The sequence below is a fragment of the Bartonella sp. AP331QHHD genome, from assembly GCF_042195905.1.
In the GTDB taxonomy this organism is placed as follows: domain Bacteria; phylum Pseudomonadota; class Alphaproteobacteria; order Rhizobiales; family Rhizobiaceae; genus Bartonella.
Genome location: NZ_JBHIPG010000034.1, coordinates 42,165 through 57,423, shown reverse-complemented (window position 1 = coordinate 57,423; position 15,259 = coordinate 42,165). Strand labels below are relative to the sequence as shown.

The following is a 15,259-nucleotide window of genomic DNA, read 5'->3' as shown; positions in this document are numbered from 1 at the left end:
AAAAATATTTTTTTATAACTGATGCTTTTTTATTGTAACTGCATCACAAAAGAGACAAATGCTTCGCCTCGCATTTCATAATTTTTAAATTGGTCATAACTTGCACAAGCAGGTGACAAAAGAACCGTCACCTCTTTTTCCTTACAACCCATTGCGTCAACAGCTGCTTCACGCACCGCATTTTTCAAAGTTAAGCTCATAGAAAAGGGAAAAGCAGATCCAATAGTGCGAGCAAATTCTTCCGCCGCGCTCCCAATCAAATAAGCTTTACGAATTTTAGGAAAAAATTCTCTAAGAGACTCTATCCCTCCCTTTTTTGCCTGTCCTCCAACAATCCAAAAAATATCATTAAAGGTGGAAAGCGCAGGAGCTGTTGCATCTGCATTAGTAGCCTTGCTGTCATTGATAAACAAAACCGCCCCCATTTTACGCACCTGCTGCATACGATGATCCAACCCTTTATAACTTGCCAAATGCTTGTTCACAGAAGGATCGGTTATTTTTAAAGCCTGCAATGTTGCTAATGCCATAAGGGCATTTTGCGCATTATGACTCCCACGTAACCCCGCCATAGGAGCAAGATCTGCAAGCATATGACTCTGTCCTTGACGAACAGAAAAGAGCTTGGTCCCATCTGCATAAAAACCATTTTCAACAAAATGATCCTTGGAAATTGCCTCAATTTGCTTCCCATCATGAAGTAACTGTTGATATAAAACCCGACAAGCTGCATCATCAACTGAAATGAAAGCCTGAGAAGCCTGAGCAATCAGATGCCTTTTGGTTTGCACATAACAGGCAAAACTCCCATGTCGATCAATATGATCAGGTGTTAAATTCAATAAAAGTCCAATGGTCGGCTGAAGAGAGGGAGTAAGATCAATTTGAAATGATGAACATTCAATCACATAGATACGTTTTTTAACAAATGGCTTAAGCGTCAATATTGCTTTTCCGATATTTCCCCCCATCTGCACATCATAGCCCATTTTTTCCAACAAATGCGCAAGTAAAGCCGTTGTGGTTGACTTGCCATTCGTCCCCGTAATCGCAATGAAAGGAACATCTTGGTCACACAAACCATAATGTTGTAAAAAATGCTGGCGCGCACGAACAAATAATTCAATATCACCGATAATTTCTATATTTTTTTTTCGTGCTTTTTCAACAATCCAATGGGGCTGAGGATAACTTAAAGGAACTCCAGGAGCTACAATCAATGCAACAAATTCTGACCAATCTTCATAACGGAGATCTCGTGTTGGAATATTGTGCCGAAAAGCCATTTGCACGCTTGAAGAACTATCATCCCACGCCACCACTTCTGCGCCACCGCACATCAATGCTTGTGCCGTTGCTAGTCCAGACTGTCCCAATCCAAACAGAGCAACTTTTTGACCTTTATAACACGTAACAGAAATCACATTCTCACCGCAATTTAAGTGTTGAAAGACCTATGAGAGCGAGAACAATCGAAATAATCCAAAAGCGTATCACGACTTGGCTTTCAGTCCAGCCTTTTTTCTCAAAATGATGATGTATCGGTGCCATAAGAAACACGCGTTTTCTTGTTAATTTGAAATAACCAACCTGAATAACGACTGAAAAAGCTTCCACAACAAAAAGCCCACCAATAAGAACCAAAACAATTTCGTGTTTCGTAGCAACCGCAACAGTCCCTAAGAGTCCTCCAAGAGCCAATGAACCAGTATCTCCCATAAAAATAGCTGCAGGTGGTGCATTAAACCATAAAAAACCAAGCCCTGCCCCAACAACAGCTCCCAATAAAACAGCCAATTCACCTGTTCCCGATACATAATGGATTTGGAGATAATCAGCAAAATTCATATTACCAGAAAGATAAGCAATCAGAGCAAAAGATAAAGCTGCAACCATCACAGGAACAATAGCAAGCCCATCGAGTCCATCCGTTAAATTAACCGCATTACCCGTCGCAACAATGACGAAAGCAGAAAAAGGAATAAAAAACCAGCCCAAATTGATAAGATAATCTTTTAAAAAAGGCAAAGCTAATCCAGATGAGCCAATTTTCAAGATGGCAAAAGCCGCAATTGCCGCAACAAAAAACTCCAAGCTTAATCGTGCTTTCCCAGAAAATCCTTTGTCTGTTTGTTTTGTGACCTTAAGATAATCGTCATAAAATCCAATTCCCCCAAAAGAAAGCATAACCAATAGCGATACCCAAAAATAAATATTCGATAAATTACCCCATAAAAATGCCGATACCACAATGCCGATTAAAATCATCAATCCACCCATTGTAGGTGTTCCAGCCTTTTTAAAATGTGTTTGAGGACCATCAGCACGAATCGGTTGCCCCTTACCCTGCCGCAATTTAAGAGAAGCAATGATGCTAGGTCCAAACAAAAAGACGATAAGCCCCGAAGTAAGCATAGCCGCTATCGTGCGAAAAGTAATATAACGAAATACATTCACACCTGGAAGCCAATCACTAAACGAAGAAAAAAATAGCATCATGGAATAAAAAAACCTCTTAAAACTATGAAGAAACCGCTTTATAGCGATCAAGCAATGCAGTCACAATATTTGATGAACAAAGGCTATTGGATGATTTAACCATAAGCAGATCCCCAGAAGAAATTTCTGCTAAAAGAAGCGATAAAATTTTCTCAATATTTTCAGCATAATGAACCTTAACACCAGCAGACAAATCACTGACTAAAGATTTCATCGCCTCACCAAATAGAAAAACCGGATTAGCACCAGAAAGACGTATTGGTTTTATTAAATCACGATGAAGCTTTTCACTATACTCCCCTAACTCTAGCATATCTCCTAAAATAGCAATTCGCCGCCCCCCTTTCCCTACAGGCCCTGTAGCAAGAAGCTCAAGTGCAGCACGCATAGAAGCAGGATTTGCATTATAGCTTTCATCAATGAGATAAAATTCACCCCCATTTGATAAAGACAGTCGATAACGAACACCTCGCCCCTTTTGAGAAGAAAAATGGCGAAAAGAAAGAAAAACAGGCTCTAGCTCAACCCCCATAGCATCACAAGCAGCAATAACCCCTAAACTATTTTGCACAATATGGCGCCCAGGAGCACCAATTTGGACCTCCCTATCCCGCCCCCCCATACGCACAATCATAGAAGAACTATCGGTTAGAAGACGTATATCATGCGCTTGATAATCAGCATCTTTAGTCTCACCAAAGCTTAAGATCTTTTTTACACCGCATTTCTTTGCTTTTTGAACGAGATAAGAAAAAAAATCACTATCCGCATTTAAAATGGCAATGCCTTCCTCATCCAATCCTTCAAAAATTTCAGCTTTTGCCTTTGCTATTTCTTCAAGATCCTTGAAAAAACCCATATGTCCTGCACAAATATGCGTAATGAGAGCAACATGCGGACAAACCAGTTTGACCAGAGGGCGAATTTCATCTCTGTGATTCATGCCAATTTCAAAGATACCATAATCACTCTCCACAGGCATCCGCGCTAAAGTGAGTGGAACCCCCCAGCAATTGTTTAAAGAAGCGAGATTCGCATGAACATTCCCAGCCGTTGCAAGTGCTTGTTTCAAAGCTTCTTTTGTCGTTGTTTTTCCCACCGATCCTGTTATCGCGATAATCTTAGCTCTTGAACGTTTGCGTGCAGCTTGTGCAAGTTGTTCTAAGGCTTTCAAAACATCAGGAACGACAATGAGTGGAGCCGATATCTTTTTCATATCCCTCAAACGGTGTTCCGCAACGATAAGAACGCCTGCACCTCGTTCATAAGCTTGCGCAGCAAAATCATGACCATCAAGATGATGCCCTTTAATGCAGAAAAAAACATCCCCTTCCGCAAGAGTACGGCTATCAATGGAAACCCCAGAAAAAGTTTCTGGCAGGCTTCCCATTACAACACCATTAACTGCAGCAACAAGTGCTTGCTTATCCCATAAAGCTGTCATTTTTTTCGGTCCTCTAAAGCTTCTATCGCTTTCAGACGATCTGAAAAAGGATAAGTTGTCTGCCCTATAATTTGGCCATCCTCATGACCTTTTCCAGCAATGATTAATGTATCACCAACTTTCAAAAGCTCCACCGCGTAAGAAATAGCCTCTCCACGATCTGCTATCTCTATTGCTGTTGGCACCGCCTGTAAAATATCCTTGCGTATTTTTTCTGGCATTTCTGTGCGAGGATTATCATCCGTTACAATAACAATGTCCGCTTTATCCGCCGCAATTTTTCCCATCAAAGGTCTTTTCCCTTGATCACGATCTCCTCCACAACCAAAAACAACGATCAAGCGCCCTTGCGTAAAGGGACGAACAGAAAGCAAAACCTGCTCCAAAGCTTCTGGTTTATGGGCATAATCAATGTAAACAAGCGCATTATTTTCTGTCTTTCCCACAAACTCTAACCGCCCAGGTGCTCCCTGCAAAGTTTCAAGCGCAGAAAAAACCTTACGAGGTGAAACGCCCGTTGCAATTGCTAACCCCGCTGCCATAAGCGCATTGGCGACCTGAAAATCTCCAGCTAAAGGCAAATCAAATGTATAAATATTGTTTTCCACACGACACTCAATACACTGTTTTGAGCGTTGATGTTCGACACGATTAATCGTGATAAATTGCCCCTTACGACCAATTGTCAAGACACGGCGGCGCGCTTGTGTAACAACATCAATAACCTTTTGTGAATAAACATCATCAGCAAAAATCAAAGCAGGAGCAGATACAGGCAAAAGTGTATCAAACAACCTCATTTTAGCCCGCAAATAATCCTCTACCCCCGTGTGATAATCCATGTGATCTCGCCCTAAATTGGTAAAGGCACCAGCCGTTAAACGGACTCCATCAAGTCGTCCTTGGTCAAGCCCATGCGAAGAAGCTTCAAGAGCTGCATGAGTCACACCTTCATGAGAAATTTCATAAAGAAGACGGTGCAAGACGACCGGATCAGGTGTTGTGAGAGAACCATAAACATTCCGTTTAGGAGAAACAACACCAACCGTTCCTATACTCGCAGCACAAAATCCAGCATAAGTCCAAATTTGCCGAAGAAAAGAGACAACAGATGTTTTACCACTTGTACCAGTCACAGCAACGACCGTTTCAGGCTGAGAACCGTAAAAACGTGCAGCTGCCAACGCTAAACTATGACGAACATTAGAAACACGTAAAATGGGAACAGATAAATCCTCAAGAACAGCATGATAATCTGTAACGATTGCTCGTGCGCCACGCTTTATCGCATCATCTATATAGTGCCTTCCATCACTTTTTTTTCCTTGAACAGCGACAAAAACATAGCCTGGCAAAACTTGCCGAGAATCCACACTTATTCCTGTTATTTCTATTGAAGAAAGACTTTCATCTTCAACACATTCTGTAAAAACTGTTCCCAACAACATGATAACGCACCTTTATATTCATTTTACCGTTGTTTAACGAAACTTGAATTGCTCTTTTTACTTAAAAGAGGCTCATATTCTTTTTTAAAATCGGGTTTTACACCAAGAAAACTAGCTGTGCGACGAACAATATTAGCAAGCATTGGTCCAGCATTCATTCCCGCTGTTGCTGAACGCTGTCCCTCCTCTGGCTTTGGTTCATCGATAATTGTTAAAACAACATAAGCAGGATCTTCAATAGGAAAAGCAGCAAGAAAACTATTGAAATTTTTTGTTTTAGAATATTTTCCATTTTCAACTTTTTCAGCTGTTCCTGTCTTACCACCTACACGATAGCCTTCTACTTTTGCATTACGTCCAGAACCAATATCACTATTTAATTGATAAAGGTAACGCATATTTTGACTTGTTTTAGCCTGCAAAACCCGTTTTGCATGGTGCAGAGTTTGTTCTTTTGTCCGTTTTAAAAATGTCGGAGCAATTAACCAACCACCATTCATTAAAGCAGCAGCCCCAACAGCTGTTTGCAAGGGTGTTGTTGCCATACCATGCCCAAAAGAAATCGTCATAGAATGTATATCCTTCCAATGATGTGGCACAATAGGGTGGGCAACTTCAGGCAACTCTGTTGTGAGACGATCCAGTAATCCAAGTTTTTGTAAAAAACCACGATGTTTATCAATCCCTATCGCCAATGCCTCTTTAGCAGAACCAATATTAGAAGAATAAATAAAAACCTCCCATAACGTTAAGGGTCGATTTTTTCCATGAAAATCATGAATAGTATACCCACTACTTGCTTTTATTGGCTTTGAAGCATCAATAATACTGTTTAAATGAAAAATATTGGAATCAAGTGCCATGGCGGTCGTAAAACTTTTAATAATTGATCCCATTTCAAAAGCTCCTGCCGTCATCCGATTGAGACGATCACTTTTTAAAGCTTCGATAGGATTTCCAGGATCAAAATCTGGTAGTGATGCCAAAGCCAAAACTTCCCCCGTATGTATATTTAAAATAACAGCTCCTGCAGCAATTGCCTTATAACGCTTCATAGCCTGAATAAGTTCATCATGAACAATTGCCTGAACACGCACATCAATCGAAAGCTGAACTTGTTTTAACGATTCTTCCATGGCAAGACCAGCGGCACGCAAAGCACTCAACCCCGCATCATCAATATATTTTTCCATACCTGCAATGCCCTGATTATCAACATTCACCATACCGAGAATATGGGAAGTTACAGGTCCATCAGGATAAAAACGACGAATTTCAGTCCGAAAACCAATTCCTGGTATACCAAGAGCCATAATTTGCGTCTTCTGCATTGGTGTTAACCCCCGCTGTATCCAAGAAAAACTAGATTTTCTTTTTAAGCGCTTATAGGTTTCCTGCCAATTAAGATCAGGCAAAACTGTTGAGAGCAATTCAATTGTTTCATCCACATCAATAATACGTCGTGGCTCAGCAAAAAGTGAATAAGTTTTAATATCTGTTGCCAATAAACGACCATTACGATCAACGATATCAGGCCGTGCCATCAATTGAAGAACTCTAGGCCCTTTTGCTTCTTCAATCTGTCCACCTTCCAACCCATAAGAAATAAGGCAAGCCCCCATGATGCCATATAAAATTAAAAAGCAGAACAACGAAAAAAGCAAACGTGGACGACTAGAATAGGGACGACGAACAGAAACATTATGATTATTCAACGAATTCTTTAAGCGCTTTTTCTTCTGTGAGAATAAAAAAGTCGATTTCATTACTGCGCGCCTTTTTGGACAACACTATTGATCTGAGAAGCCCGATTATTTGTCAAAATATCTTGATTATCTTCCAAGATATTTTGTTTAATCACTTCTTCAATTTGATCATGTACCCGTACCGGAATGTCTTTAAACTCCACGATTTGACGCGGCTGTATAACCTCTAACCCAAGTTCTTTCTGATAACGTTTCGCAAGTTTTTGCATGCGTGAAGGCCTTATCATCACAGCCCACTCAGCATGAAGCAAACTTACCGTATTTTTTGCTGCAGCAATTTCATGCTCAAGATGAAGAACTTCGTTCATTCGCTTTTGAACATCATATTTTACCTTATAAGTAAGTCCTGCCATACAAATCATAATCAACACTAAAATCATATCAAATGTACGAAAAACTGTCATTTTTTGCTGCCTTCAAAACTGGCAATCTCTGCTAAACCAAATAATTTCATATCTGCTGCAAGAGCCTCTGCTTCAGTCCGTACACCAATACGCAACCTCGCAGAACGTGAACGAGGATTTTTCTGTAACTCCTCTTTAGTTGCCGTGATCCCACCTCGAAACAAAGGAAAAAATGTTGCTGGAGCAGCCTTTATTTCTGGCAGATAGCGTGATCTCATACATTCTCCAGAACGAGCCGAAAAAAATCTTTTGACCATACGATCTTCAAGAGAATGAAAACTGACAACCCCCAAACGGCCTCCAGCTTTTAAAACGCGTTCAGCAGCAAATAAACCACATGCCAATTCACCAATTTCATCATTAACATAGATACGAAGAGCCTGAAATACACGTGTTGCCGGATGAATACGATCTCCCGGCTTACGTCCTATCAACGTTTCGATAGCATACGCCAAATCACCTGTACGCAAAAAAGGCTGCACAACACGACGCTTTTCAATCATCCGTGCAATTCGCCCCGCATAACGCTCTTCCCCTAATATCTTAAAAATACGTGCCAAATCCCTTGCTTTTAAATGATTGACAACATCGCTGGCTGTAAAACCAGTCTGAGCCATTCGCATATCCAATGGACCATCTTTTTGAAAAGAAAAACCTCTTTCTGCTTCATCAAGCTGCATTGAAGAGACACCAATATCCAAAATAACTGCATCCACCTTCTCTTCAACGACACGATCGAGCTGTGAAAACGCCATATGGACCAAACGAAGGCGTGGAAAAAATTCATCAACAAGCGATTGTCCCGCGCTGATAGCATGAGGATCACGATCAAGAGCAATCACCTGTGCTCCTGCCTTTAATAAAGCGCGCGTATACCCACCAGCACCAAAGGTGCCATCAATCACTTTTGCTCCAACCAATGGCATAAGCCCAGCCAAAACTGGCTGTAACAACACTGGAATATGGCGTTCAGCTCTTTGATCCTGCTTTATCAAAATAATCCGTCTTGAAGTTATGCTGTCTTAAATCAACAGCTCTCTCATGGCAACTGATCTTAGAATAACCTGACCTTCAACTTTCACATTAATCACAATGAACGAAAAAACTAAAGTTATCCCAAAACAGATCCTAACGCATTATACTTAAAGAAATGTTATAATTTTTTTAAACACCCTTTGCTCAAGTGTCCATTTCAAACACATAGACTCCATAAAAGACCATATATAATTGATCTTATAAAATATCGCCTATCATCATGAAATATCAGTCGGCCTATAAGCCGGGTTCTGTAGAGTAAAGCTTACACTTTACATGGCAACCATTCATCTGGGACGGATGTTACCATCCGCCTCGTGCAACCTACCCGAATGACTCGCCCGGAAATCGGCTGCAAATTAAATTTTGCACGTCATTTCTATTTGGTCTTGCTCCCGGTGGGGTTTACCTTGCCACATTCATTACTGAATGCGCGGTGGGCTCTTACTCCACCCTTTCACCCTTACCTATAAAAATAGGCGGTTTACTTTCTGTGGCACTTTCCCTAGGGTCACCCCTGCCGGGTGTTACCCGGCACCGTCTTTCCATGGAGCCCGGACTTTCCTCACCTGCCGTATTTCAGTATCAGACAAGCGCGGCTGCCCAGCCGACTGACATACTGATTTATAAAACATTTTCTGCTCCGTGAAAATAGCATCTTAAAATATTTTATGACAAACCTCTCTCAACAGATGTTTTTATTTTAATGAAGCCAGATAAGTCTTTACTTTTGCGCAATATTTCGCTGAAATGGAATTCATTTTTTTTGCAGCATGACCTGCGTTATATTTAAGGATTGTACCACACGTACTTCCACCACTGAGTTTATAGGCCCTTGCCAAATAACGCATACCATATTCAAGATTGGTCGCAGGATCGTACAAATCCTGTACAGAACCACTAAAGCCCAACCCTCGTGCCGTAGAGGGTTTAATTTGCATCAAACCTATTTCGCCAGCAGCCCCCTTTATACCTGCCTTATAATTACTTTCAACTTTTACAACAGCATGTGCTAAATTAACGGGAACATTATATTTATTCGCAAGTTTCTGAATAAGAAACTCATAAGGACGAGCAGAAATCTTAGAAGCAACAATCACTGAGGTTTCTCCTGATTCCGCAACATTTAAGACACTATGAGTCCAACTTATATCAAATACAAAAAATACAGCACATGCTGTATTTAACAAGATTTTCAAAAATTGCATTTTCTTTCTCTTCACTCAAACATTCTCAAATTCTAGCCGCAAGTAATTTGCAAATGTATTATACAAAAAAGAAAGCAAAAGAACGTCTTTAAAAAGGAAATAGTAAGACAATTTCAAGCTAAAATTATGAAATAAAAGAATATATCTTTATGCACAAGTCTCAGATTTCTCTATATCATAAAATAAAAAAATAAAAAGACTATAATTAATCTTATAGCGTATCAAATAAAATGATATAATCTATAACTTGCGGCTATCTCTGTTGTATCAATCAATTTTTATATTAAAAAAATAGCATCTGAACTAGATGTAATATTTTTTACATAAGATTATTAATTTTTTTATTGAGATCAATCCCTCAAAGAAAGAGAGACAAGAGCATCTTTTTACCGAAGATGCTCGATATCAAAAAAGGTTCACAAAAAATATAAATCGTTATCAACGCTTCTCTCTGATTAATAAACACCCACTGCACTCTTTATGTCCGATAAAACCTCAAAAAATCACAAAACAAATCCCCCCATCATTGCGCATAAAAAAATTCATAAATATACTAAAACCATCATACTCTTTACCAATTCAAAATATTGGAACAGACTTTTAGCTCTCAAGATGTCTCAAAGAAGCTTTTTAATTCCTTTTTATAAAGAGTTTTTATCCACACAAGCCTCTACTTGTGGTATACAAGAAACTGATTTTAATTTTTTCACCATGGATAAATTTAAAATGAGAGGATTTTACAATTCTTAAGATTCTCATTCAATATAAAATGATAAATTATCATTATAAAACAATATACTAAAAAAGTTATATCCGTTTTTATCCCTACAACAAAGCTTAACAATTACTTGTGTCTATTTTTTTTGAAAAATGTTAGAAAACTCAATACCCCCAAAGCCTTTTTAAATAAAAATAGACCTCTCATCTTCATTCAAATATTTTTTCTTTGTCACAGACTATCATCTTATCAGTCTTGCACCTCATTTTCAGAAATCATACAAGTGGATAAATATCCTAAAATCCGTAGAACAAAAAAAGCTTAAATCCTTTAAAAAATTTTATTTTCTCATATCAAATAAAAAAATAACCGGCATATAAAATGCAGTTAACGTGTTTTATTATAGTCAATACTGCTTTTGTCATTGTAGCGATTGATAATGCAATTAACTTGGACCAATACCCTTGATAGACTTTCTATCACTCCTGTAATGATTGCAACATTACCCTTATACTCCAATTGCTTACCTTTTGAGAGATAAATTTTGTTAATACCTTACAAATTGATCATCTCCTCGCACTTTTCAAAATTTCAAGAGAAGCTCTTTCTCCTTAAAATAAAACCCAAAAGCGCGATTAAAAAAATAGCTAAAAATAAGCATTAGCAACGGAAGGACGAGAAATCGCTTTCGAGAGAGCCATAGCAACAGTTTCACCAGATTTTTGAGCCTGCTCACGACTCTGACCACTTTTAGAAGCAAGCGCAATTACATCACGACGCAGCTGCGCAATAAACAACTCTTGCTGTTGAGGGGTCATTTTAGAAAGATGCTTGATAATATCTGGAAAAGATACGGATAATCTCTCTAATAACTCCTCCTCTGTTACATCAAGCTGCTGAGAAGAAAAAGAAGAGCGACCGGGAAAAAACTGATAAACAACACCACTTCGAGAAGCAAAAAAGACAGCGCCAAAAATAAAAAATACGAATAAAATAAAAATAATACGATGCGAAAAAGATCCCATTATCTCTTACCTAAAGACCACAGAATACAAACATAGATTCCTCTTATGATTCTCCTTATAACATGCAACAATGCCTCAATAAAGAAAAATCAAATTATTAAAAATGAATACGCTAACACTATCCGCCCAATAAGACTCGCCCTTCTATGTATTTAGGTACTATAGGCGAAACAATAACAGATCTTACACTCCCCCCTAATAACACCTTACATTNCCCAATAAGACTCGCCCTTCTATGTATTTAGGTACTATAGGCGAAACAATAACAGATCTTACACTCCCCCCTAATAACACCTTACATTTCCTAAAATAATTACAAAAAGCCTGACTGAGGAAATCCTCAGTCAGGCCAGACAATCTAGGGGATCCACGCGGGGGGGGGGGAGGAGGTTCCCCGATTGTCCTCTTACATCAACCACTAAGATAGCCGATGCAATATTCTTGCTATGGAATAAAATTCTTTAAACAACAAGAAATTCTTATCATCTTCTACGCAAAAAAACATAAAAGAATTATAAATTATTTAAAAATGTTTAAATTTAGGCAAAAAAAGTTCAAAATGACCCAATTTGAAGCAATTTTATTTCAAGAAGCATCAATTAGAATCTACGATCATTATAACTTTTAAATAGTTTCTTTCATAACTCTGATGATCATATTAAAAAACAGTAATTTCTACGTATCCACCCTATAAAAATCAAACTACGTAAAAATAGAATCACTTTTCCAACAGCAATCACCACAAAAAGAAAAACGTAGATTTTTAAAATCTTACACAAATAACCGTAAAAAATGGAAAATATCTTCTTGCAAGAAAGCTATGAATTATTTAAATTAAAACAATAAATTAGAGAAAATAAAATCTTATCTACCTTTATAAAAAATTTCTGTAAATGATCATTAAAATATTGTTACATCCCTCATGTAACAATCAATGAGAAACTTAAACAGCTTAATCTTATGAGAAAATGAGAACTCTGAAGATATTTGTTTCGAATCACGCCCCATCGTCATTCCAAATAACGATAGACCATTTTACAATAACCAACAGTCTCTAACGCATTTTAACATAACAAACCGAAATCAATGCAGACATTTTCTCTTAATCTCTATCATTTAAATGATCCCGTAAAATAATACACACAGTAGTTTCTATGCTCAAAAATTTTTATAATCTGTTCTTCTAACGTAAACAATTCATTGATTTACAATCATAACTCATCATTTTACAATTTACATGAGAGATCTCAAGAACGTAAGATTCCCTTATTTTCAATCTTCGTCTATTGAATTAATGAATAGCCATACTATCGCACATCACAAACAAGAAGAAGCATATGGATAAAAAACATAAAACGATGATGCCGGCTTACAACTTTTACTTAAACTAAAGACGATGGTGCCCTATCAATTTTACGCTATACCCACGGACTGCGTCATAAGATGAGCGGCAAACATAAAAAGAAAGAAAATACTTTTGGCAAAAACAATGAACTTATTTAATAACCTTCATAACTTCTCATGATAAAGAGATACGAAACTTTAGTGTAATATCACACTTTTCTTTCCTACTTTCAGCCACAGACTATCCCTAGATCATCGCCGATCTTATTTTTATGAATATAATGCATTGTCTTACCCTTTTACTTTTTCGTCTTTTTAGAGCATCTTTTTGCACCCCTCACTAAAAGTTCCAACGTACTCCTTATCTAAAAACCTGTTTTAAAGAGATATTTTAAGATCTATTGGGCACCACCATCTTTGACATTTATGAAGGTATGAGCCTTCACTATGATTATATTGTGCGGCATTATATCATATTGCAGCCGCCCTCACATTTAGAAGATGTATTTTCTTTTACAAACGGTATCATTAAGATAAATACCTTCTTTTGTAGCAGACAAACAGACTCTTTCGGATTCTGAAACAGGAAATTTGAAATGAAACAACATTCCTGTATTTAAACCTCTTATTGAGTCTAAAAAAATCAATGATCTTTTAAAATCAATATATTGGCTAATAACATAAATATGATATCAAGAACACCTTAAATAATGATCCTCATAGGCTTAACTCTATAGAAGGTGCTTCATTATACAGCCTACACACCGCTATAAAACACCAATACTCCCATATAAAAACATAATACAAATGTAAAAAACAATAGCTTATCAATGATTGAATAAAGTTTTATCTCTACGCTATTCCTTGAGAAAAATCAGAGTATAAAGCACGTTAACAAACGCGATTTATGCAAAATCTACTTGTTTATCTTTGATATCGTCAACCAATAAACGCGGATCACGAGCAAGCCAAAGCGTAGCAATCCCCTCCTCACTGTTTTCATTTTGTATAGGAGTAAGACAAACCGTTTGTTCTAGAACAAGTCCCGCATTTTTAAGCCATTGTTCTATTTGTAAAGCCGAAAATCCAAAACGCATATGCACTTGATCAGAATATGAAGACTCAATTTCATGATAACCAAAATCCACAATCAATAAACGGCCATGAGGACGCAAAACACTTGATATCTCATGAAGGAATATTTCAGGATTTTCAAGAAAATGTAAAACCCAATGAAGAATAACTAAATCAAAAGTTGTATCTCCAACAGACAAGTGAAAAACATTGCTATCAAGCACAACTTGAACCGCATGCGTATAAAGATTAGAAAACAATTTTAAGATAGAGTCTCCACCTCTTCCAATATTCAACATCGTCTGAAATGGTTTATCGCCAATGATTTCAAGTAACGAGTTTTCTACACCATGATCTGCCATATAGGATGACCGTAATACATCCCGTTGCAACGCATTTTGTAAGAAATGCTTCTTCCTCGTTTTTTGACGCTGCTTTTTAACATCCTTCAAACGTTCTAAATCATGCGCTAACAACACATCATTCTTTGGTAAAGACGAAAGAATACCCATCACAATGTCTTTACCCCAAAAATCATGACAAAGCTTAAAATAAAGGCTATCCCCCTTCTGATAACGCTCAATCAATCGTGCTTCGTACAATAAACGTAAATATCGTGATATACACGCTTGCGACTGATCAAGAATAAAAATAAAATCAGGAATTGTTAAATCTTCATGATGTAAGAGCCTAAGAACACGTAAATGGCTTACTTCTGCGACCGCTTTCAGCAGCACAATCATTGCATCTAAACTTGCACTTTTTTTCATAATTATCCCCTAAACATTCCTATAAACATTTGTTTGTAGGAAAAAAAGTCAAGCATACAACGCATATTCTCATCTATTTTGCTCTCTCTATTTTATCATACTATGAAAAAAATAGGCTAATGTAAAAAACGAACAGATCTTATCTCCCTGCTTCTCGTTATAATGAGAATACATTGATTTATAATAATAATTCATTTTTAACTTGAATAAAAAACCGGAATACCGTAGATTTTTCTCATTTCAAATCTATTCATGATAAATCAATCCAAATCATTCTCTTACAGCTCATAAACGGAGGGGACAGATGGATAAAAATACCTTTTATGCCCACCTCAAAACAAAAACTGCATACTATTGAGAAAAAATAACATGATAATGCCAGCTTGCATTTTTATTAAGTAAAGATGATAATGCTCAATGACCAAGGCATTTGTAGAAGTAATACTATACGCTCCATTCCCTCCTTTTCATTGCAGTTTTACAAAAAATAACCGGTTATATATCATGAGTAAAATAACCCTATT

The 15,259-nt window shown here is 37.6% G+C and carries 10 protein-coding genes and 1 other RNA gene; all 11 read right to left on the bottom strand.

Annotation, left to right across the window (positions count from 1 at the left end; genetic code table 11):
* Positions 1-29: 29 nt before the first annotated feature.
* The 11 genes from murD to ACFIMS_RS04450 all read right to left on the bottom strand — a co-directional run bounded on the left by murD (position 30) and on the right by ACFIMS_RS04450 (position 14,735).
* Complete coding sequence (gene murD / locus ACFIMS_RS04500; protein ID WP_375613367.1) at positions 30-1,424, bottom strand: UDP-N-acetylmuramoyl-L-alanine--D-glutamate ligase; 1,395 nt, start codon at positions 1,422-1,424, stop codon at positions 30-32.
* Between the two features lie 4 nt (positions 1,425-1,428).
* Positions 1,429-2,499, bottom strand: a complete 1,071-nt coding sequence (mraY, locus tag ACFIMS_RS04495) for a phospho-N-acetylmuramoyl-pentapeptide-transferase (RefSeq protein ID WP_375611992.1) — start codon at positions 2,497-2,499, stop codon at positions 1,429-1,431.
* A 22-nt stretch (positions 2,500-2,521) separates the two neighbouring features.
* Positions 2,522-3,943, bottom strand: coding sequence for a UDP-N-acetylmuramoyl-tripeptide--D-alanyl-D-alanine ligase (murF, locus tag ACFIMS_RS04490; RefSeq protein WP_375668336.1), 1,422 nt, complete (start codon positions 3,941-3,943; stop codon positions 2,522-2,524).
* A complete protein-coding gene (locus ACFIMS_RS04485) occupies positions 3,940-5,391 on the bottom strand; it encodes a UDP-N-acetylmuramoyl-L-alanyl-D-glutamate--2,6-diaminopimelate ligase (protein WP_375611990.1) in 1,452 nt (483 codons plus the stop codon). Before ACFIMS_RS04485 ends, murF begins: the two co-directional genes overlap by 4 nt.
* A gap of 23 nt (positions 5,392-5,414) precedes the next feature.
* Positions 5,415-7,157 (bottom strand): peptidoglycan D,D-transpeptidase FtsI family protein, encoded by a 1,743-nt coding sequence (locus tag ACFIMS_RS04480; protein WP_375680998.1) that lies wholly within the window; start codon positions 7,155-7,157, stop codon positions 5,415-5,417.
* Positions 7,157-7,561: a hypothetical protein gene (locus ACFIMS_RS04475; protein ID WP_375611988.1), complete on the bottom strand. Its 405-nt coding sequence runs from the start codon at positions 7,559-7,561 to the stop codon at positions 7,157-7,159. The genes ACFIMS_RS04480 and ACFIMS_RS04475 overlap by 1 nt, the downstream gene beginning before the upstream one ends.
* On the bottom strand, positions 7,558-8,556 hold the full coding sequence (gene rsmH / locus ACFIMS_RS04470) for a 16S rRNA (cytosine(1402)-N(4))-methyltransferase RsmH (RefSeq protein ID WP_375613363.1): 999 nt from the start codon (positions 8,554-8,556) through the stop codon (positions 7,558-7,560). Before rsmH ends, ACFIMS_RS04475 begins: the two co-directional genes overlap by 4 nt.
* Positions 8,557-8,820: 264 nt before the next feature.
* Positions 8,821-9,211: RNase P RNA component class A (gene rnpB, locus ACFIMS_RS04465), an RNA gene on the bottom strand.
* An 83-nt stretch (positions 9,212-9,294) separates the two neighbouring features.
* Complete coding sequence (locus tag ACFIMS_RS04460) at positions 9,295-9,804, bottom strand: lytic transglycosylase domain-containing protein (protein WP_375613362.1); 510 nt, start codon at positions 9,802-9,804, stop codon at positions 9,295-9,297.
* 1,365 nt (positions 9,805-11,169) lie between these two features.
* Positions 11,170-11,547: a hypothetical protein gene (locus ACFIMS_RS04455; protein ID WP_375611985.1), complete on the bottom strand. Its 378-nt coding sequence runs from the start codon at positions 11,545-11,547 to the stop codon at positions 11,170-11,172.
* A 2,249-nt stretch (positions 11,548-13,796) separates the two neighbouring features.
* The gene (locus tag ACFIMS_RS04450; RefSeq protein WP_375696417.1) at positions 13,797-14,735 is read right to left on the bottom strand and encodes an ArsR/SmtB family transcription factor; all 939 of its coding nucleotides are present in this window, start codon (positions 14,733-14,735) and stop codon (positions 13,797-13,799) included.
* Between the last annotated feature and the right edge of the window lie 524 nt (positions 14,736-15,259).

What these genes read in the sequence shown, in the direction of transcription:
- ACFIMS_RS04450 (WP_375696417.1), bottom strand. Translation starts at nt 14,735, where the DNA reads ATGAAAAAAAGTGCAAGTTTAGATGCAATGATTGTGCTGCTGAAAGCG.
- ACFIMS_RS04485 (WP_375611990.1), bottom strand. Translation starts at nt 5,391, where the DNA reads ATGTTGTTGGGAACAGTTTTTACAGAATGTGTTGAAGATGAAAGTCTT.
- ACFIMS_RS04480 (WP_375680998.1), bottom strand. Translation starts at nt 7,157, where the DNA reads ATGAAATCGACTTTTTTATTCTCACAGAAGAAAAAGCGCTTAAAGAAT.
- ACFIMS_RS04455 (WP_375611985.1), bottom strand. Translation starts at nt 11,547, where the DNA reads ATGGGATCTTTTTCGCATCGTATTATTTTTATTTTATTCGTATTTTTT.
- ACFIMS_RS04460 (WP_375613362.1), bottom strand. Translation starts at nt 9,804, where the DNA reads ATGCAATTTTTGAAAATCTTGTTAAATACAGCATGTGCTGTATTTTTT.
- mraY (WP_375611992.1), bottom strand. Translation starts at nt 2,499, where the DNA reads ATGATGCTATTTTTTTCTTCGTTTAGTGATTGGCTTCCAGGTGTGAAT.
- murF (WP_375668336.1), bottom strand. Translation starts at nt 3,943, where the DNA reads ATGACAGCTTTATGGGATAAGCAAGCACTTGTTGCTGCAGTTAATGGT.
- ACFIMS_RS04475 (WP_375611988.1), bottom strand. Translation starts at nt 7,561, where the DNA reads ATGACAGTTTTTCGTACATTTGATATGATTTTAGTGTTGATTATGATT.